The sequence below is a fragment of the Pedobacter jamesrossensis genome, from assembly GCF_042650905.1.
GTDB lineage: Bacteria > Bacteroidota > Bacteroidia > Sphingobacteriales > Sphingobacteriaceae > Pedobacter > Pedobacter jamesrossensis.
The window spans coordinates 36,160-56,010 of record NZ_JBHSBY010000137.1 but is presented as its reverse complement, the minus strand read 5'-3'; the positions used below and the strand labels follow the sequence as shown (position 1 = coordinate 56,010).

Below are 19,851 nucleotides of genomic sequence, written 5' to 3'. Positions count from 1 at the left end.
AATCTGGATTATAATAGAAATATTAATGTTACAGATGTAGGATTATTTTTTAAATTGTGTGATATTTAACTTTACTAAAACGATTTAATGTTGGCAAACTATTTAAATATGAACTTATTTAACACTAACGCTATTTATATATTTTTTATAATATTGTTCAGTAATACCGCCTTTGCAATTGGAGTAACTGGTTTAAAGTGCGAACATTTAATCAGGCCAATTGGTATAGATAATCCAAATCCTAGGTTATCCTGGATGATGGATGATGATAGAAAAGGAGCTTCCCAATTAGCTCATCGTATTGTAATCGGTACAGATTCTTTACAACTTTCAGCAAAACAGAATATTCAATGGGATTCGGGTAAAATTACTTCCAGCGATAATTTAATAACCTATAAAGGAAGAGCGTTGTTACCTTTTACCAAATATTTCTGGAAAATAGAGTTGTGGGATAAGAACAATAAGCCCATCAAAGCTGCAATATCAAGTTTTGAAACCGGATTGATGGGAATGGAAAATTGGAAAGGAACATGGATTAGTGATAGAAATGATATCAATACTCGGCCTGCTCCATATTTTAGAAAAGTTTTTGAAACAGTAAAACAAATTAAATCAGCCAGGGCATATATAGTTGCTGCAGGTTTGTATGAGATTTATTTAAATGGTAAAAAAGTTGGTAATCACCGTTTAGATCCGATGTATACCCGTTTCGATAGACGAAATTTATATGTAAGCTATGACGTAACAGCTAACCTTCAGCAGGGTCAAAATGCGCTTGGGGTTTTACTGGGAAATGGTTGGTACAATCATCAGCCTTTAGCGGTATGGAATTTCGATAAAGCTCCATGGCGGGCCAGACCAGCGTTTTGTCTGGATTTAAGAATTACTTATACAGATGGTACAACAGAAGTTATTTCCTCTGGAGGTGATTGGAAAACGAGTCTGAGTCCAATAGTTTCCAATAATATTTACACGGCAGAGCACCATGATGCACGTTTAGAACAAAAAGGATGGAATAAGGTCGATTTTGACGATTCAAAATGGAAAGGTGTTAATTTAAGGGCAACGCCTTCAAAAAATATTGTTTCGCAAACCATGCATCCAATCCGCAATGTAGAAGAAATAAAGGTGAAAACTTTTCGCAAATTTGATGATACCACTTACCTTTTTGATTTAGGAAGAAACATTGCCGGAGTTTCTAAAATTAAGGTTGCCGGGCCAAAGGGAACTGTTATCCATTTAAAACATACTGAGCGTTTATATCCCAACGGTCGTGCAGATTTATCAAACATAGATGTTTACTATCGGCCGAAAGATAATACAGATCCTTTTCAGACCGACATATTTATCCTAAATGGCGATGGAGAGGAAGAATTTATGCCGCTTTTTAATTATAAAGGTTTTAGGTATGTTGAAGTTACGACAAGTAATCCACTAAAACTGGATGCGCAAAACCTTACCGGATATTTTATGCACAGTGATGTGCCTGCTGTAGGGAAAATATCTTCTTCAAATCCTCTAGTAGATAAAATATGGTGGGCAACGAATAACTCATATTTATCTAATCTTTACGGTTTTCCAACAGATTGCCCGCAACGCGAAAAAAACGGCTGGACAGGCGATGGGCATTTTGCTGTTGAAACTGGCCTTTACAATTTTGATGGGATAACTGTTTACGAAAAATGGATGGGCGATCATCGTGATGAACAACAGCCAAATGGTGTTTTGCCAGATATTATTCCGACTGGTGGTTGGGGTTATGGAACAGCTAATGGAACAGATTGGACGAGTACAATAGCGATAATTCCGTGGAATATATATATGTTCTATGGTGATAATAAAGCTTTAGCCGATAATTATAAGAACATAAAACAATATGTAAATTATGTAAATAGCATAAGTAAAGATGGCTTAACAACTTTTGGTCGTGGTGATTGGGTACCTGTTAAATCTACATCTAATTTAGAATATACCTCGTCTGTATATTTTTATGTAGATGCAAATATCCTGGCAAAAGCCGCGAAGATGTTTGGTAATCAAAATGATTATTTAGTTTATAACGCGTTGGCCGAAAAAATTAGAAAGGCAATTAATGCTAAGTTTTTTAATGCAGCAACTGGTATTTATGGCACTGGCGTTCAAACCGAGTTAAGTATGGCTTTGCAATGGAATATTGTTGATGATGAGTATAGGCAAAAGGTTGCAGAAAATTTGGCTAAACGTGTTGCAGCCCATGGTATGCATATTGATGTTGGAGTGTTAGGTGCAAAAGCAGTTTTAAATGCCTTGAGTGATAATGGACAAGCGGAAACAGCTTATAAGCTTGCTGCACAGGATACATATCCGGGATGGGGTTGGTGGATTGCAAATGGTGCTACAACTTTACACGAGAATTGGGATTTGGATGCAAAGAGAGATATTTCTGATAACCACATGATGTTCGGTGAAATTGGAGGCTGGTTTTTTAAGGGTATTGGCGGTATCAAAATAGATGAAAAGCATCCCGGGTTTAAAAATATTTTATTGCAGCCTCATTTTGTTGAAGAATTAAACCATTTTACAGCAAGCCATGAAGGCCCTTATGGTACAATCTTTTCATCATGGAAAAGAATTGGAAAAGCTATTAAATATAGTGTTAAAGTTCCGGCAAACTCTACTGCAAGTCTGGAAATTCCAAGCGTTGCTGGTAAAAATGTTTATCTAAATGGAAAAGTAATTCAAAACAAAACTGAAATATCGGCAGGTAGTTACGAGTTCGAAATCAAATAAATTGCATTAAAATTCCTTCAGTTTTATTAAGTTAAATTTTAGAAACTATTTAAATTCAACTCCAATTACTTTATAGAATGTGGAGACACGTTCCATGGCAATAGCCAAGATGCGTGTCTCCACGCACCTTTATAAAATCTATAAATCATTTTTAACCAGTTTCTTAATGTTTCTCAGTTTTAAATAGCAATTGTTTAATTATTTCAATCGTTAGAAAAGTCTTTAGACATAGATTTTGGTAGATTTTAGGTAAACGCTGTCTTTTTGAAAATACGTTTTGTGTAATTTGGATTATCAGATATCCCTAACCAAAACAGATTACAAATCAGAAAGCACTTTTTTTTTCGCAATAGATTGTCGAGTACCTGAAATTGCATTTGAAAACTAACCAAATTTAAATCTTAACTAAATATTAAAATGAGTCAAAAAATTAATTTATTCAAATTAAGTGGTATTTCTATGTTCTTTTTTTCGGTAATCATTGCAGGTTGCTCTAAAGATTCTACAGAAATTGAAAGTATTACAAGTCCAACAACCGAAAAACTTTCTGTTGAAAAAAGTATGGCTACTGCTGCTATACAAGCTTTCCCTTCAAATATTAATACCCAATTTACGCATTCAGATGGTTCATACTCGTACAGCGAAGCTAGTGCCGATTTTGGTATGGCAGCACTCACAGGATGGAACGAAGATAGAGCCTATATATCTGGAAACTGGGCTAGAGCAACACTTGCTCCAAATTCAGTTTCAAATGGATTAATTGCTGGAGTAGATCTATCAGATGGTTCTGCTTATGAAGCGACTTTTAAAGTTCGCTTCCATAGCCAATTCGATTGGAGTAGGGGTGGGAAAGTAGGTTTTGGCTTTCTTATTGGAGAAGGAAATACAGGTTGCGATATTGCTACTGATGGAAACGGAGGAAGTTTGAGGTTAATGTGGTATAATAGTGGCTCTAGGGTTTATTTTCAACCTTATGTCTACCATAGAGATATGGCTGGACCATGTGGTGATACTTTTGGTAAGTCTTATCCTTCTACAGGAAGTTTGGTAAAAGGCAATACTTATACCGTTCATTTATATGTTAAAAGTAATACTGGTTCAAGTAAGAATGGTTGGGTACAGGTATTAATTAATGGAACTACAGTTTTAGATCAATCGATACGTTGGACAACTAACGATGCGCAAAGGTTAATTAAAAGACTGTCATTCCATAATTTTAGAGGAGGAAAGGATGTTGCCGTTTTGGGCTCAAGCCAAACCAGTTACATTTACTTTGATGATTTAGTTGTTAATAAAATACAATAAATAATTAACCTCATAGTTCACTACTGTTCTATGAGGTTAATTAATGAAAATACGATGAAATGTCTACAGTAACTTTTTTAGTAGCACTTGCATCATGTTTTTTTTTATTCTATCTTGTTGAAAAATTAAAAAACAAAAATCTATTAAGGAATGGCACAAGGTAAAGTAAAATTTTTCAACAAGGAAAAAGGATTCGGATTTATAACAATCGATAATGGTTCAGAAGTATTCGTTCACGTAACTGGATTAGTAGACGAAATCGCTGAAAACGATACAGTAGAATTCGAAATTTCTCAAGGTAAAAAAGGTCCAACAGCAACAAACGTTAGACTTGCCTAATCAGATTTTCCTTTCGAGTATTTGCTTTTATTTAATAGTAAACTAGAGTACTTTAAAAAAGAAAATTGAAGCTAATTATTTAGCAAACAAAATAAGAAAGCCTTTTAAGATAACTTAAAAGGCTTTTCTGTTTTATGAATTTGGAACGATTTTACTTTTTAATTCCAGCCACCACCTAAAGCATGATAAATATTTACCACTGCATTTAATTGTTGTTTTTTAGTTTCAATTAATTCTAATTTCGATTGCAAAGCATCGCGTTGTGTCATTAAAACTTCGAAATAATCTGCTCTAGCCGCTTTAAATAAATCGTTAGAAATATCTATCGATTGCGTAAGTGCTAAAACTTGTTTTGATTTTAAATCGTAACTTTTTTGAAGATTAGTAATATTAGATAATTGATTAGCCACTTCCACATAACCATTTAAAATAGTTTTTTCGTAATTGAATACAGCTTGTAATTGTTTTGCATTAGCTGTTAAATATTCTGCTTTTATCGCATTTCGATTGATTAATGGACCAGCCAAATCTCCTGCTAATGAGTAGGCTAAAGATTCTGGTGTTCTCAATAAATAAGATGGATTAAAAGCCTGATAACCGATAGTTGCAGAAATACCTAAAGACGGATAAAATTGTGCTTTAGCCACTTTTACATCTAATTTCGCAGCAGCTAAATCAAGTTCTGCTTGTTTAATGTCAGGGCGGTTTGCTAATAATTGAGATGGTAAACCAGCTTGAATAGTAGGAGAGAGAAGGTCGGTAAAACTATTTTTATCTCTAGGGATAGGCTGTGGATAACGGCCTAATAAGAAATTAATCTTGTTTTCGGTTTCCGTTATATTCTGCTGAATCTCAAATTCGAGGCTTTTAGAGCTTAAAACCTCTGCTTCAAATTTTCTTACCGCTAATTCTGTGGTACGCATAGCCTGTTTTTGAACTTTCATCAATTCAAGCGCATTATTTTGTAAAGCAATATTTTTCTTTACGATATCAAACTGATTATCTAAAGCCAATAACTCATAATATGAATTAGCAACTTCGGCAACCAAATTAGTAACCACAAAATTTTTGCCTTCAACGGTTGATAAATAGCGGGTTACTGCTGCTTTTTTAGAGTTCCTTAATTTATGCCAAATATCAGCTTCCCAGTTTGCCTGTAAACCAAATCTATAGTCTGGCAAAACCTCTGGCACTTCTTTGCCAGGCGTAATATCAGTCGAAGCATCACCTGCACCAGAACTCGTATAACGGCCAACTTTCTCTAATCCTGCACCAACTCCATAACCAACACTTGGTAAAAGTTCGCCCTTTTTAGCTCTGATATCGTTCTTGGCAATCTCAATTTCTTGTAATGTTACATTTAATTCCTGATTGTTTTTTAATGCGGTATCAATTAGGTTAATCAGGTTTGGGTCGGTAAAAAAGCTACGCCACTTTATGCTTGCTATATTTGTGCTATCCTGCGAGTTGTTAAAACTCACAGGTACATTTTTATTTTCGTTGCGTTGGGCAAATTCCGGTACTTTACATGCCGAATATGCTGCGCCTATTAACACTAAGCCAATGTATTTGTAAATATTTTTTCTAAACATTATCTTCTATTTCTTCAGTTAACGGATGTTCTTCTTCAATTTTAATCAGCTTATGTCTGGCTGCTATAGAACCAAATACGTAGTATAAACCTGGAATAATAATTACCCCGAAAATAGTACCGAAAAGCATACCACCCGCTGCGGCCGAACCAATGGTTCTGTTACCAATTTTACCAGGCCCACTTGCTATCATTAAAGGAATTAAACCAGCAATAAAGGCGAATGAAGTCATTAAAATTGGGCGGAAACGTACACTTGCACCTTCCATTGCTGCTTTGAGTATTGTTGCGCCTTGAGCGTGCCTTTGTGTTGCAAATTCCACAATCAGTACTGCGTTTTTACCTAGCAAACCAATTAGCATAACCATTGCAACCTGTGCATAAATGTTATTCTCTAAACCAAGCAGTTTTAAGAAAAGGAATGCACCAAAAATACCTACAGGCAGCGAAAGAATAACCGATAATGGTAGGATAAAACTTTCATATTGTGCTGCAAGTACAAGGTAAACGAAGCCTAAACAAATTAGAAAAATGTAAATAGCTTCATTACCTCTTGATACCTCATCTTTAGAAATACCTGCCCAGTCGATACCAAAACCTCTTGGCAATGTTTTCTTTGCTACTTCTGTAATTGCATTGATTGCTTCGCCAGAGCTGTAACCCTGAGCCGATTGACCGCTAATTTCTGCAGCGTTATACATATTATGTCTGGTAATTTCAGAAAGCCCATAAACCTTCTCCATTTTCATGAAGGCAGAGAACGGAACCATTTCATCTTTATCGTTTTTAACAGATAATTTCAAAATGTCTTCTGGCAAGGCTCTATATTGTGGCAAAGCCTGAACCATAACCTTATATTGGCGGTCGTATTTTATAAAACTGGTTTCATAATTACTACCAACAAAAGTAGAAAGTGTGTTCATTGCGTTATCAATAGTTACACCTTTTTGTTGCGCAATATCATTATCAATATTTAACATATATTGAGGAAAACTTGCACTGTAGAATGTAAATACAGATGATAACTCTTTTCTTTTGTTCAGTTCTCTTACGAAATCGTTAGCTACGGTTTCCATTTTTTTATAGTCGCCGCTACCAGCTTTATCCAATAAACGAAGCTCGAAACCACCTGCAGCACCGTAACCAGGAACGGCTGGTGGTTGGAAAAACTCTATTGTTGCACCCGGAATAGATTTCGATTTTTCTTCAAGTTCTTTTATAATGTCCTGAGCAGAGCTTTTACGTTCATCCCAATCTTTAAGGTTAATTAAACATGTACCAGAGTTAGAACCTGTACCTTCAGTAAGAATTTCGTAACCTGCTAATGATGAAACTGATTTTACACCATCAATATCTTCACACATTTTCTGAAGTTTCTCTGCTATCTGGTCTGTACGCTCTAAGGTAGAACCCGGAGGCGTTTGAATAATGGCATAAACCATACCCTGATCTTCATTCGGAATAAAACCTGATGGAACACTTCCACTTAAGCCCCAAATGCCTAAACAGAAAACGATTAGTACTAAAAAAGTTAATAACCTGCGACTAACAACTTTGGTTAATACAATTTCGTATTTACCAGAGAGTTTTGCAAAACCGCTGTTAAAACTGTCTAGGAATTTATCTACAACAGTTTTCTTTTTATCGTGTCCATGATTATTTTTTAACATGATGGCGCACAAGGCAGGCGTAAGTGTTAGTGCCACAATACCCGAAAGGATGATTGCTGTAGCCATTGTAATCGAAAACTGACGATAGAAAATACCAACCGGACCAGACATAAAAGTTACCGGAATAAATACCGAAGCCATTAAGAATGTAATCGCTATAATCGCTCCGCTGATTTCTTTCATCGCCTCTTGAGTTGCCCTGAGGACGGATAGCTTCCGGTCGTTTTCCATTTTAGCATGCACCGCTTCAATTACCACAATTGCATCATCTACAACCACACCAATCGCAAGCACCAACGCAAATAAGGTTATTAAATTTAGCGTAATGCCGAAGAAGGACATAAATACAAATGTTCCGATAAGGGAAACGGGTACTGCAATAGCCGGAATTACAGTAGAACGCCAATCGCCAAGGAAAAGGAACACCACTAGTCCTACCAAAATAAAAGCTTCTACAAGCGTATGAATCACTTTTTCTATAGATGCATCTAAGAATTTCGAAACATCGTAACTTACTTCGTAATCTAAACCTTTAGGGAAAGAACTGGATTTAATTTCAGCCATTTTCGCCTTAACATCCTTAATTACCTGACTTGCATTACTGCCGTAAGATTGTTTTAGAACGATTGCTGCCGATGATTTTCCGTTTAACGTAGAATATAAGTTATATGCCGCTGCGCTGAAGTCAACATCTGCAACATCTTTTAAACGCAGCATTTCGCCATTAGCATTTGCTCTTAAAACAATGTTTTCGTAGCCTTCTTTTGTATTAAAACGACCAGAATATTTTAAAACATATTCGAATGCCTGAGAACGTTTACCCGAACTTTCGCCTGTTTTACCTGGCGATGCTTCTAAACTTTGCTCATCAAGTGCTTTCATCACTTCATCAACAGAAATTTTGTAAGCCTGCATTCTATCTGGTTTTAACCAGATACGCATGGCATAATCTCTATCGCCCAAAATATCTGCAAAACCTACACCATCAATCCTTTTCAATTCAGAAAGTAAGTTGATATCAGCAAAGTTGTATAAGAAATTTTGGTTCATCTTAGGGTCTTTACTATATAAGTTGATATACATTAACATGTTAGACTCCTCGCGACTAATTTTTACACCTTCGCGAACAACCAAAGGCGGAAGTTTATTCGTTACAGCTGCTACACGATTTTGAACGTTTAAAGATGCCTGATTCGGGTCGGTACCCAGATTAAATACAACCTGAATGGATGCTTCACCATCATTACCAGCATCAGAAGCAATATATTTCATTCCTGGTACACCGTTAAGTGCACGTTCAAGCGGAATTACGACCGATTTAATTAATAACTCATTATTTGCCCCAGGGTACTCTGCCGTGATGTTTACTTTTGGTGGGGAAATAGAAGGGAATTGCGTTACGGGTAGGTAGCTTATCGCTAACACACCTAAAAACACAATTATAAGCGATATAACTATAGAAAGGACGGGCCTTTGTATGAATTTACTAAACATAAAATAAGTATTAGCGGGATTTAGATTATTCGGTTTTCAATCTCAATTGTTTGATAACTTCTTGCGGCTGCTGAAATTTAAAGGCAATTTTATCATCGTCTTTAACCTTTTGTACGCCTTCCAGTAATATCTTATCTGTTAGAGATAAACCATCGCTGATTACATATAAATCAGGTAATTCGCTTGCTACAGTAATAGTTCTTGAATGCACTTTGTTATTTTTATCAAGTACAAAAACATAGGTTTTATCCTGAATCTCGTAAGTAGCCTTTTGGGGAATAACAATAGCATTTTTCAAAGGCACAACCATTTGAATTTTGCCCGTTTCACCATTTCTAAGTAAGTTGTCTCCGTTGTTAAATCTCGCTCTGAAAGCAATATTTCCTGTTTCATTATCAAATTCACTTTCGATAACTTCTACTTTTCCTTTCGACTTTAATAGCTCATTATTTGCAAGCAGTAAACTAACTTCTTGCTGACCTTTAGCTTTTGCAGTTTGTTGATAATTAAGGTATTCTGGCTCTGAAACATTAAAGTAAGCAAAGACCTGACTGTTATCAGAAAGGCTGGTTAACAATGCACCTTCATCTACCAAACTGCCAAGTTTTAAAGGAATTCGGTCGATTGTACCATCAAATGGAGCCCTGATTTCGCTAAATGCTAAATGCATTTTAGCCATCGAAGTTTCGGCATTTGCGGCCTGCAATTTTGCTTTAGCCATTGCGAGTTCATTTTTTGAAACTACGTTTTTATCAGTAAGTAATTTTGTGTTTTGAAGTTCAATTTCGGCTGAGTTTGTTTCTGCCTGTGCTTTTAATAATTCAGCCTGAAGCATTTTAGGCATAATTTTGAATAAAAGTTGCCCTTTTTTTACATGCTGGCCTTCATCAACATAAATATTTTGTAGATAGCCTTTTTCCTGCCCGCGAATTTCGATGTTTCTTACAGATTTTATTTGGGACACATACTCTTTGGTAAACGAAGTATCTATTTTAAGTGGTGTGGTAACCGCATAGGTAGCTACTTCTTCTTTTTCTTCTTTTTTGGATGTACAACCTGTTACGTAAAGCAAAGCACTCAAAGCGAGGTACATGACATTTCTCTTCATTTTGTTTTTTTGAATAGTTTATCTGATTTGTTTCTTCCTAATTTCTAGGGTAATCAATCTAGTTGATGAATTGTATCTTTAAGTTGATACAATTGACTTCTATAAATTAAAATGCCCTATTGATTTAATACTGGTACGAAATAACTACAGATTTATGAAGTTATAATGAAGTTGAAATTCATATTTGAGGAGTACTATTTTTGCACAGAATAATTTGAACCAACTAACTTTAAGAAAAAGTTTATTTTGATAAAATGCAATTAATTGATCAGTTGCGGACTAATTTCAGCTTACTTGCGCTAGACCTGATTTTATTTGTATTCGCAATATTGATTTTCCAATAAATCTTAATTGGAATGAGTGAACCAAAAATGTTTTTTGTCAGGTTAATATACTTTAAACCTCAAAATTAAAAGCTGGCAGAATAATTGAATAACCATAACTATAAATTTAGTGAAATGTTACTGTGAAAAGGCAAACCAAACTGTATAAATTTAATGTTATGAGTAAAAGAATTCTAATTGTAGATGATAATTTACTATTTTTAAAAGCCTTAAATTTGCTTTTATCGCAGGAAGGGTTTACCGTTCAATGTAGTGAAAATGCCAAATCAATTGATTCGATAATAAGTGGTTTTAAGCCAGACCTTATCATACTCGACATTAAGCTAGAAGATGAGGATGGAAGGATAATATGTAATGATATAAAAGAAAGACCTCATACAAATCATATTCCTATAATAATAATAACAGCATTATCTTTTGATGAAATAAGCGAAATGGAGTGTGAAGCTGATGCAATTCTAGGAAAACCTTATGAAACTGCTAATTTACTCTTAACAATAAATCAGTTACTACAGCAAACTTCTTAACTTTGGATTACAGAATCTTATAACTTAGTTTCAATTTTAAAATATCTTAAAGTTTATAACGATTCTTAAAAATATATTTTATTCTAGCGTCTTCTTTTCTTAGCTGCTCAAGTGCGTCAGGATAAAAACAACATCTATTCGAAAGGACAGCCTACGCGTAATGACTTTCATCTATTACAAAACATGATTTAAGACGGTTAACCCAACAAAAAACCCCTATAAGAATAACTTAAAGGGGTTTAAACTAAGTGGGCCCACCTGGGCTCGAACCAGGGACCAAAAGATTATGAGTCTTCTACTCTAACCAGCTGAGCTATAGGCCCGGAAAAAAGCTGTTGCTTTTTTGCGAGTGCAATGTTACTAAATTGTATTCAGATTAGGAAAAAGTTTTTAATTAAAATTTCAAATAAATTGTTTCCAATTCATTTTCAGTTATTTGCCAGTTTTTAAAACAAAAATGCTGTTTGTGTATTATAGATAACGTTAATGTAAAATTTATAGAAATGCATATCTAATTATTTGTGTGAATCGTTTTTATGAAAATTAACGTAATTTTATAGTATTAAACATATCTATTCTGTTCTTTTGTCTAGAAAATGTTTTTCAATTAGATTTATATTTAGCAATATGCTCATGGATTATAAGCAACTACAAATTGATGTAGAAAAGCATGTCAACGATTATTTTAACACCCATAACGATTCAAGATTAGTTTATCACAATCTTCAACATACCAAAGATGTCGTAAGGGCGGCTCATGAAATCGCAAATCATTATCAGTTAAATGATGAAGATTTTTTTATTGTTACAGTTGCGGCGTGGTTTCACGATACAGGTTATTTTGTAGATGCATTGCATCACGAAGTGAAAGGCGCAGAAACGGCTGATAATTATTTAGAAAGTTTAGGTATTAATAAAGATATAAGAGGTAAAGTTTCTGGCGCAATTCTAAGTACTAAAATACCTCAGAAACCTAATAATTTGCTCGAAAATATTCTTTGCGATGCCGATCTTTTTCACTTGGGTTCTGCTGATTTCCGAGAAAAAGGAAAGTTAATGCATAAAGAAGCCGAGTTAATTTATAATAAAGACATCAGTAAAAACGATTGGCGAATTAAGGATATACAGTTTTTAGAATCCCATCATTATCATACAGACTATGCTCAACTTTTGCTTAACGACCAAAAATTGAAAAACATAGAGAAAATTAAAAGCAAATTATCGAATAAAAAAGAACAGATTGAATTTGTAGAACCCGCATTGCATACCAATTTATCTCAGGAGGTAGAAAACAATAAGGGCAAAAAAGGTAAAGATGATAAGCCAGATAAGGGCATCGAAACTATGTTCAGAATTACATCGGCAAATAACCAGCGCTTAAGCGATATGGCCGATAATAAAGCGCATATTTTAATTACGGTTAATTCAATTATGTTATCGTTAATCGTTAGTTTGCTTTTAAGAAGATTAGAAGACCATGGTAATTTAATTATACCAACTTTTATTTTATTAATAGTGAGTTTAACTTGTGTTGTGGTTTCTATTTTGTCTACTCGTCCATCTATTCCGCCAGGTGTTTTTACACCAGAAGACATGGATAACAAAAAGGTAAACCTGCTTTTCTTTGGTAATTTCTATAAAATGTCTTTGCCAGCTTACACAGACGGCATGTTAAGAGTAATGAATGATAAAGACTTTTTATATGGCACATTAATTACCGATGTTTATTCTCAAGGTGTTGTTTTAGGACGAAAATACAAGCTGATTAGATTAGCTTACAATATTTTTATGTTTGGTCTTATTGCAGCGGTTCTTGCATTTGTTGTCGCTTACGCAGCCTACGGTAAACTTTAATGGAAGAATTAGTAAAAACTAAGCTGTTTAACCGAGATTTAAGCTGGCTTAAATTTAACGAGCGCATTTTAATCGAAGCCGAAAGATCCTCAGTTCCCCTTTTAGAACGCATTAAATTTTTATCCATATTTTCCTCCAATTTGGACGAGTTTTATAGGGTTAGAATGCCAGTTCTTTTAGCTTTAGAAAAGTTGAGTAATCGAACAGATAACGATATTAAGGTTGAAGCAGATTCGTTAAACAGTGCAAATAGCCTCATTTCCGAGCACCAACAGCGTTACGGTAAAATTTTAAAGCAAGATATTATTCCTCAGCTAAAAGCTAATCATATTAATTTGCTTTATGGCGATGTTTTTCCTGATAAAATTAAGAAACAGATAAGCCGATATTTCTTAAGTCAGGTTTTAGCTTTTATGCAGCCTGTTTATGTTGATGAGAAGACAAATTTCTTTCCGTCGAATAACGAGCTCTATTTTTTAATTACTTTAAAACAAGATGGGATTCAAAGAACTGTAATTCTAAATATTCCTTCGAATGAGTTGCCAAGATTTTATAAAATAGAACTTGATAAGGAAGTTTTTATCGCTTTTCTGGATGATATCGTACGTTTTAATCTTGATTCAGTTTTTAAGAATGCAGAAATTACTGGATGCTTTAGTTTCAAAGTTACCCGCGATGCGGAGATTGACTTAAAAGACGAATATTCGGGAAGTTTATCAGAACAGTTAGAAGCCCAACTTTTAAAACGCGATTCAGGTTTGGCTACAAGATTTCTCCATCAGCCTGGCATTCCAAAAAATGTTTTGGCATTGCTAAAGAAACTTTTTAATCTCAAAAAAGCCAATATGGTCGAAGGTGGCCAATATCATAATCTAAAAGATTTGATGGGTTTTCCGGCTAACAATTCAGCCTTATCTAATCAATCTTGGCCAAAAATATGTAATACAGACATTGTTAATGGTACCCTAACACAAGAGATTCAGAAAAGAGACATCATTATTCATACGCCTTATCAAAGTTACGATAGCGTACTTCGGTTTTTTAACGAAGCGGCAATAGATCCTGATGTACAGGAAATTTATCTGACCATTTACCGCGTTGCAAGCGATTCGAAAATTATAAATGCGCTAATCAGTGCAGCTAAAAATGGTAAAAAAGTTTTCGTTTTAGTAGAGTTAAAAGCCAGATTTGATGAGGCCAACAACATTAAATGGGCAAAGAAAATGAAGGAAAAAGGGGTAGAGATTGTTTACAGTGTTACTGCCTTAAAAGTTCATGCAAAGGTTGCTTTGGTAAAAAGAAAAACCGGCGATAGAATGACCTACACAGGTTTATTGGCTACAGGAAATTTTAACGAAAGTACAGCAGCATATTATACTGATCATATTTTAATGACAGCCAACAAAGCTATTCTACGTGAAATAGAATTGTTATTTATCTTTTTGGCTAAGCGAGAAAAACCATCATCGCCAGATTTAGTAAAGTTTGAACACATTCTTGTAGCTCAATTTAATTTACAGACAAAGTTTTTAGCCCTTATCGATAGGGAAATTGAACATGCAAAGGCTGGCAAAGAATCATCGATAATTATTAAATTAAATAATCTAGAAGAAAAGGTTTTAATTAATAAGCTTTACGAAGCATCGCAAGCGGGAGTTAAAATTACCATGCTTGTTCGTAGCATTTGCCGATTAATTCCTGGAGTTGAAGGCATGAGTGAGAATATTAAAATTATTCGTATTGTAGATAGATATCTAGAACACGGTCGAGTTTTCGTATTTCATAACCTGGGTAAAAAAGATGTGTATTTAGGCTCTGCCGATTGGATGAATCGCAATATTTACAGAAGGATAGAGGTTTGTTTTCCGATATATGATGAAAAAATAAAAGTCGAAATTTTAGAGGTTATCAATATTCAGTTGCAGGATAATGTTCAGGCTGTATTGATTGATGAAAACATGAATAACGTTCCCGTAGCAAAGGATGGAACACTTATTGCATCTCAATATGATATATACGAATTTTTAAAAAATCAACCTTAAATTTTTATTCAATGAGAAACTTTAAAACCCAAATATCTTCAGCACTTGTAATTTTATTAATGGCATTTTTCTTCATTTCATGTGTAAATGGTAAACATGATGAGGCAAAATCCGCTACAGAAACTGCCGAAACTGAAACAGCAGAAATCGCAGATTTACCTTACAATTTGGAAAATCCGGTTAAGTTCAATATGCCTCAAAATTTATTCGAAATTTCTGGCATCGTATTTCATAATGGCGACCCAAAACAGGTTTTTGCTATTCAAGATGAAGATGGTGATTTATTTTACCTTGGTCTAAACGATAAGCAATCGAAATATACAAAATTTGGAAGCAAAGGAGATTATGAAGATTTGACCATCATCAAAAATCAGATTATTGTACTTAAAAGTAATGGCGAATTGCACATGTTCCCAATTTCAGAAATAAGTAAACCTGAAGCAGCTAATGTTATTAAAATTAAAGATTTAGTTCCAAAGGCAGAATATGAAGGGTTAGCTGCCGATGAGAAAGCGGGTAAAATTTATATTTTAACTAAAGGAAGCAAATCTGATGAAAAAAATAAAGCAACAAGTATTTATGCTTTTGAGTTTTCGGCTGATAATACTTTAAAACCCGCAGGGACTTTTAGTTTGCCTTTTAGCGAAATTGAAGCCTTATCAGGAACAAAAAAAATAAAATTCAAACCATCTGCTCTAGCTAAAAATCCAAGTACTAATGAGTGGTACATCCTTTCATCAGTTAATAAACTGTTGATTGTAACAGATGATAATTTTAAAATTAAAGCTGCTTATCCATTAAAAGGTGGTAATTTTAACCAACCAGAAGGAATTGCTTTTGATAAGGATAATAATCTTTATATTTCAAATGAAGGCGGAACCCTGGCTGCTGGTGATATTTTGCAGTTTAAACTAAAAAAATAATAAAAGAGGTTTTATCATATAAATAGAAAATTATTCAATTGAGTTTGTCAAAAAGCCGGAAAATAGTTCAATTTTTTTGACAAACTCAGAATAATAGTCTGATAAATTCTATTTTAATATTTCCAATTAGGAAAACATTATAAACCAAACACTATGATTAAAAATTTTACACTATCAATATTTTTTACGCTGATAAGTTTTGCTGTTTATGCACAAAATGATGTAAAATATCGCGTCATTTTGTTTGGCGATGCAGGCGAAATGAATCCAGGGCAGATGCAGGATTTAAAAAATGCAGCGAAACAAATTATCCCTAAAAAAACTACTGTTGTTTATCTTGGTGATAATATTTACCCTGCAGGAATGGGTTTGCCAGGAAGTGCCGAAGAAGAAGAAACTAAAAAGATTTTGCAATCACAATTTGCACCCATGCGTGAAAAGGGAGCGGCTGTGTATTTCGTGCCAGGTAATCACGATTGGGATAAATCTGGACCAAAAGGTTTAGCGAAAATAAAAGCACAAGACGATTATTTAAAGGCACAGAACGACCCTTTACTAAAACTTCTTCCACAGAATGGTTGTCCAGATCCGGTTGCTATAAATTTAACAGATAAATTAACCATTATTGCTTACGATAGTGAATGGTGGTTATTTCCATATAATAAATCGAATCCTAATGGAGAATGTGAGTGCCGTACCAAAGATGAGGTTTTAGTAAAAATGGAAGATTTATTAGAGAAAAATAAAGGCAAGGTTATCTTATTGGCTTCTCATCATCCTTTTCAAAGTTATGGTCCACATGGTGGTTATTTTAATTTAAGAAACCATCTTTTCCCATTAACCTCATTAAATAAGAATCTATACATTCCAATGCCAGTTTTGGGTTCGGTATATCCGTTTTTACGTTCTACATTATTAAGCCCTGAAGATTTAAACCATCCTGCTTATAAAGACATGATTAAATCTGTGAACGGTGTTTTTGGCGATTATCCAAATGTTACTTATGTAGCCGGGCACGAACATGGCTTGCAATTAATTAAAGGGAAACAATTGCAAATAGTTAGTGGTTCTGGGTCAAAAGTGTCGCCAAATAAGGAAGGTAAAACATCTTTATTTCACGAAATGCAGCAGGGTTATGTTGTTGCAGATCAGTTAATGAATAACGATATGCGTTATGAATATTATATCTATGCAGATACTGGCGTTCAGCGTGTTTACAGTTACATAAAGAAATTCGAAACCATAAATCAAAAGATTAGAAGTCGTGATAAAGTAATAACTGCTGATAGTATTTTGGTTCGCGTTAAACCAGAATATGATAGTGTAGGTCGTTTCCATCGGTATATTTTTGGCGATAACTATCGTAAAGAATATGCAGAGCAAACAAAAGTTCCGGTGCTTAGAATTTCTCAAATTGCTGGCGGACTTAAAGCAACACAACGCGGTGGCGGAAATCAATCCAGATCGTTAAGATTGGAAGATAAAAATGGTAAAGAATATGTTTTACGAAGCGTAGAGAAATTTCCTGAAGTTTTATTACCTGCCGGATTAAGAGAAACATTTGCGAAAGATATTATCAAAGATAATATGTCTGCCCAGCATCCATTTTCGGCACTTGTAGTACCAGAATTGGCAAAGGCTGCTGGAATTCCACATAGCAATCCCATAATCGGATGGGTTTCTCCTGATGATAATTTAGGCGAATACGAATCGGCATTTGCTAACACACTTTGTTTATTAGAAGAGCGTGAGCCATTAGGTGAGTCTGATAGTTCTCCGAAAATGGATAAAAAACTAACCGACGATAACGATAATACTTTAGATGGTCCGGCTTGGGTTAAAGCAAGAGCTTTAGATGTTTTACTAGGCGACTGGGATAGGCATGAAGACCAGTGGCGCTGGAAAGAAACTAAAACAGACGATGGCTCGCATTATACACCAGTTCCAAGAGATAGAGACCAGGTTTTTTTTAGAGCCGATGGTAAGTTGCAACGTTACACTCAGTCTTCATCCTTACTACCAATGATGCAAGGTTACGAACGAAAAATTAAAGATATTAATTGGTTTTTGTGGGAGGGAAGAGAGATTAGCAGTCGTTGGACGGCAAATATTGATGAAAAAGAATGGGATAAAATTGTAGCAGATTTTTGTTCAAACTACAACGACACAGTTTTTGAAAAGGCATTACGTAAACTACCAGAACCGAGTTATTCATTACATCACGATGCTTTAATTGCGCAAATGCGTTCGAGAATTAAAGCGTTGCCTAGGCTTATGAACGACTATTATCATTTCTTTAATAGGATTGTAGATATCGAAGTAACTAACAAAAATGAGTTAATCCAAATTACAGATGCTTCTGAAAAGGGTCTAAAAGTCAAAATCAATAAAATATCCAAAGAGGGAAATATTAAAGATGAACTTTTTAACCGCACCTTCGATCCAAAAGTTACGAAAGAACTTCGTGTTTACATGCATAATGGAAATGATAGTTTAACTCTGGATAATAAAAATTCGAATATTAAAATCAGAATAATAGGTGGTAAGGGTAAAAAGGCTTACGATTTTGCGAATAGCAATAGCTTGGTAAAACTTTATGGAAGAACTGATAAGGCAACTTATAACGGAGAAGATGCTGATAAAATTAGAAAAATTATTTCTAACGATACTTCAAACTTCAGCTACATTCCAAAAGATATGTACCGCAGAAATTCTTGGCTGTTAAATGCAGGTTACAATAACGACGATGGAATCTTGCTTGGTTTAATTTACAAACAAACAAACCCTGGTTTTAGAAAACAACCTTATGGTAATTCTCAAACAATTTCATTTTTACACTCGTTTTCTTCAAAAGCCTTCCGCTTTAATTATAAAGGCGAATGGCTTAAAGCATTAGGAAAGGCAGATTTTACAATCAAGGCAGATGCCTACGCACCAAACAACACCCAAAATTTCTTTGGCGTTGGTAACGAAACCGCTTTCGATGAGCATGGTGATGACATTAGATATTATCGGGCTAGATTTAATTTATACCAGATAGAACCTGCCTTAAGGTGGCGCCGACCAAAATCTACAATAACTATTGGTCCTTCGTTTCAATATTACAAGCTAAATCAAGAAGATAATGAAGGTCGTTTTATTACCAATACAGCACAATTGCATTCTTATGATAGCCTGACTGTTCGTAATGAAAAAATGTTTGCAGGGGCTTTTATAAACTTTGTAAATAATACCCGCGATAACGATTTATTGCCAACCTTGGGTAGTTATGTAGATTTTAAACTTTTGGGCTATAAAGGAATAAATAAGTATTCAAACTCTTTCGGACAGTTTACGGCGAGTATTGCCTTGTACAAAAACTTAGATGGTAGAAAAGCATTTATATTAGCCGATCGTTTTGGTGGTGGAGTTACTGTTGGAAAACCAGCATTTTATCAGTCGCAGTTTCTTGGTGGGCAAGGCAACTTACTTGGTTATCGCCAATTTAGATTTGCAGGCGACCATAGTTTTTATAACAATTTAGAATTAAGAGCAAAACTTGGCGATTTGGTTAGTTATATACTTCCGGGACAAATAGGTTTACTCGGTTTTTATGACGTTGGTCGGGTTTGGAGTAATAACGATTCATCAAATGCTTGGCATCATGGTGTTGGTGGAGGCATGTATTTTGCTCCTGCATCATTAACTGTTGTTCGCTTTGTAATGGGGCATTCTACGGATGGTTGGTATCCCTACGTATCTTTAAATTTTAGATATTAAGTATTAAGCATAGATTTAAGGAGTACGAAAGTTTAATTTATCGAAACTAAAACATCATTTTTGACGTATTCTAATATAGGTAATGTAAAAATTGTATTACGTTGTACAGACTATTTATAACTTTTG

11 protein-coding genes and 1 tRNA gene are annotated in these 19,851 nt (G+C 34.6%); 8 read left to right on the top strand and 4 right to left on the bottom strand.

The window, feature by feature from the left end; genetic code table 11:
• Positions 1–108 precede the first annotated feature (108 nt).
• The 3 genes from ACFOUY_RS16540 (at position 109) to ACFOUY_RS16530 (ending at position 4,413) form a co-directional block, all read left to right on the top strand.
• A complete protein-coding gene (locus ACFOUY_RS16540; protein WP_378962295.1) occupies positions 109–2,769 on the top strand; it encodes an alpha-L-rhamnosidase in 2,661 nt (886 codons plus the stop codon).
• Positions 2,770–3,186: 417 nt separating this feature from the next.
• The gene (locus tag ACFOUY_RS16535; RefSeq protein ID WP_378962293.1) at positions 3,187–4,074 is read left to right on the top strand and encodes a polysaccharide lyase; all 888 of its coding nucleotides are present in this window, start codon (positions 3,187–3,189) and stop codon (positions 4,072–4,074) included.
• A gap of 150 nt (positions 4,075–4,224) precedes the next feature.
• Positions 4,225–4,413, top strand: coding sequence for a cold-shock protein (locus ACFOUY_RS16530; protein ID WP_316758234.1), 189 nt, complete (start codon positions 4,225–4,227; stop codon positions 4,411–4,413).
• Between the two features lie 158 nt (positions 4,414–4,571).
• Here the strand turns inward: ACFOUY_RS16530 and ACFOUY_RS16525 are convergent, their stop codons facing one another.
• From ACFOUY_RS16525 to ACFOUY_RS16515, 3 genes are read right to left on the bottom strand one after another with little or no spacing between them, the layout of a single operon-like run.
• Complete coding sequence (locus tag ACFOUY_RS16525; protein WP_378962291.1) at positions 4,572–6,005, bottom strand: TolC family protein; 1,434 nt, start codon at positions 6,003–6,005, stop codon at positions 4,572–4,574.
• Positions 5,998–9,168 carry an efflux RND transporter permease subunit gene (locus ACFOUY_RS16520; RefSeq protein WP_378962289.1) on the bottom strand — a complete coding sequence of 1,057 codons (3,171 nt, stop codon included), beginning with the start codon at positions 9,166–9,168 and terminating at the stop codon, positions 5,998–6,000. The genes ACFOUY_RS16525 and ACFOUY_RS16520 overlap by 8 nt, the downstream gene beginning before the upstream one ends.
• 25 nt (positions 9,169–9,193) lie before the next feature.
• On the bottom strand, positions 9,194–10,276 hold the full coding sequence (locus ACFOUY_RS16515) for an efflux RND transporter periplasmic adaptor subunit (protein ID WP_378962287.1): 1,083 nt from the start codon (positions 10,274–10,276) through the stop codon (positions 9,194–9,196).
• Between the two features lie 502 nt (positions 10,277–10,778).
• Between ACFOUY_RS16515 and ACFOUY_RS16510 the strand changes: the two genes are divergently transcribed.
• Positions 10,779–11,147 carry a response regulator transcription factor gene (locus tag ACFOUY_RS16510; protein ID WP_378962285.1) on the top strand — a complete coding sequence of 123 codons (369 nt, stop codon included), beginning with the start codon at positions 10,779–10,781 and terminating at the stop codon, positions 11,145–11,147.
• A 249-nt stretch (positions 11,148–11,396) separates the two neighbouring features.
• Here ACFOUY_RS16510 and ACFOUY_RS16505 read toward each other — a convergent pair.
• Positions 11,397–11,470 (bottom strand) — tRNA-Ile (locus tag ACFOUY_RS16505).
• A gap of 310 nt (positions 11,471–11,780) precedes the next feature.
• Between ACFOUY_RS16505 and ACFOUY_RS16500 the strand changes: the two genes are divergently transcribed.
• From ACFOUY_RS16500 to ACFOUY_RS16485, 4 genes are all read left to right on the top strand, one after another.
• Positions 11,781–13,001, top strand: a complete 1,221-nt coding sequence (locus ACFOUY_RS16500; protein ID WP_378962283.1) for a Pycsar system effector family protein — start codon at positions 11,781–11,783, stop codon at positions 12,999–13,001.
• Positions 13,001–15,043, top strand: coding sequence for a polyphosphate kinase 1 (ppk1, locus tag ACFOUY_RS16495; protein WP_378962281.1), 2,043 nt, complete (start codon positions 13,001–13,003; stop codon positions 15,041–15,043). Before ACFOUY_RS16500 ends, ppk1 begins: the two co-directional genes overlap by 1 nt.
• Positions 15,044–15,054: 11 nt before the next feature.
• Positions 15,055–15,966 (top strand): SdiA-regulated domain-containing protein, encoded by a 912-nt coding sequence (locus ACFOUY_RS16490; protein ID WP_378962279.1) that lies wholly within the window; start codon positions 15,055–15,057, stop codon positions 15,964–15,966.
• Positions 15,967–16,119: 153 nt separating this feature from the next.
• Positions 16,120–19,725 carry a BamA/TamA family outer membrane protein gene (locus tag ACFOUY_RS16485; protein ID WP_378962277.1) on the top strand — a complete coding sequence of 1,202 codons (3,606 nt, stop codon included), beginning with the start codon at positions 16,120–16,122 and terminating at the stop codon, positions 19,723–19,725.
• Positions 19,726–19,851 lie beyond the last annotated feature (126 nt).

Excerpts from the sequence above, each read along its gene's own strand:
- ACFOUY_RS16490 (WP_378962279.1), top strand. The coding sequence starts at position 15,055 with ATGAGAAACTTTAAAACCCAAATATCTTCAGCACTTGTAATTTTATTA.
- ACFOUY_RS16530 (WP_316758234.1), top strand. The coding sequence starts at position 4,225 with ATGGCACAAGGTAAAGTAAAATTTTTCAACAAGGAAAAAGGATTCGGA.
- ppk1 (WP_378962281.1), top strand. The coding sequence starts at position 13,001 with ATGGAAGAATTAGTAAAAACTAAGCTGTTTAACCGAGATTTAAGCTGG.
- ACFOUY_RS16515 (WP_378962287.1), bottom strand. The coding sequence starts at position 10,276 with ATGAAGAGAAATGTCATGTACCTCGCTTTGAGTGCTTTGCTTTACGTA.
- ACFOUY_RS16485 (WP_378962277.1), top strand. The coding sequence starts at position 16,120 with ATGATTAAAAATTTTACACTATCAATATTTTTTACGCTGATAAGTTTT.
- ACFOUY_RS16510 (WP_378962285.1), top strand. The coding sequence starts at position 10,779 with ATGAGTAAAAGAATTCTAATTGTAGATGATAATTTACTATTTTTAAAA.
- ACFOUY_RS16500 (WP_378962283.1), top strand. The coding sequence starts at position 11,781 with ATGGATTATAAGCAACTACAAATTGATGTAGAAAAGCATGTCAACGAT.
- ACFOUY_RS16525 (WP_378962291.1), bottom strand. The coding sequence starts at position 6,005 with ATGTTTAGAAAAAATATTTACAAATACATTGGCTTAGTGTTAATAGGC.
- ACFOUY_RS16535 (WP_378962293.1), top strand. The coding sequence starts at position 3,187 with ATGAGTCAAAAAATTAATTTATTCAAATTAAGTGGTATTTCTATGTTC.
- ACFOUY_RS16540 (WP_378962295.1), top strand. The coding sequence starts at position 109 with ATGAACTTATTTAACACTAACGCTATTTATATATTTTTTATAATATTG.
- ACFOUY_RS16520 (WP_378962289.1), bottom strand. The coding sequence starts at position 9,168 with ATGTTTAGTAAATTCATACAAAGGCCCGTCCTTTCTATAGTTATATCG.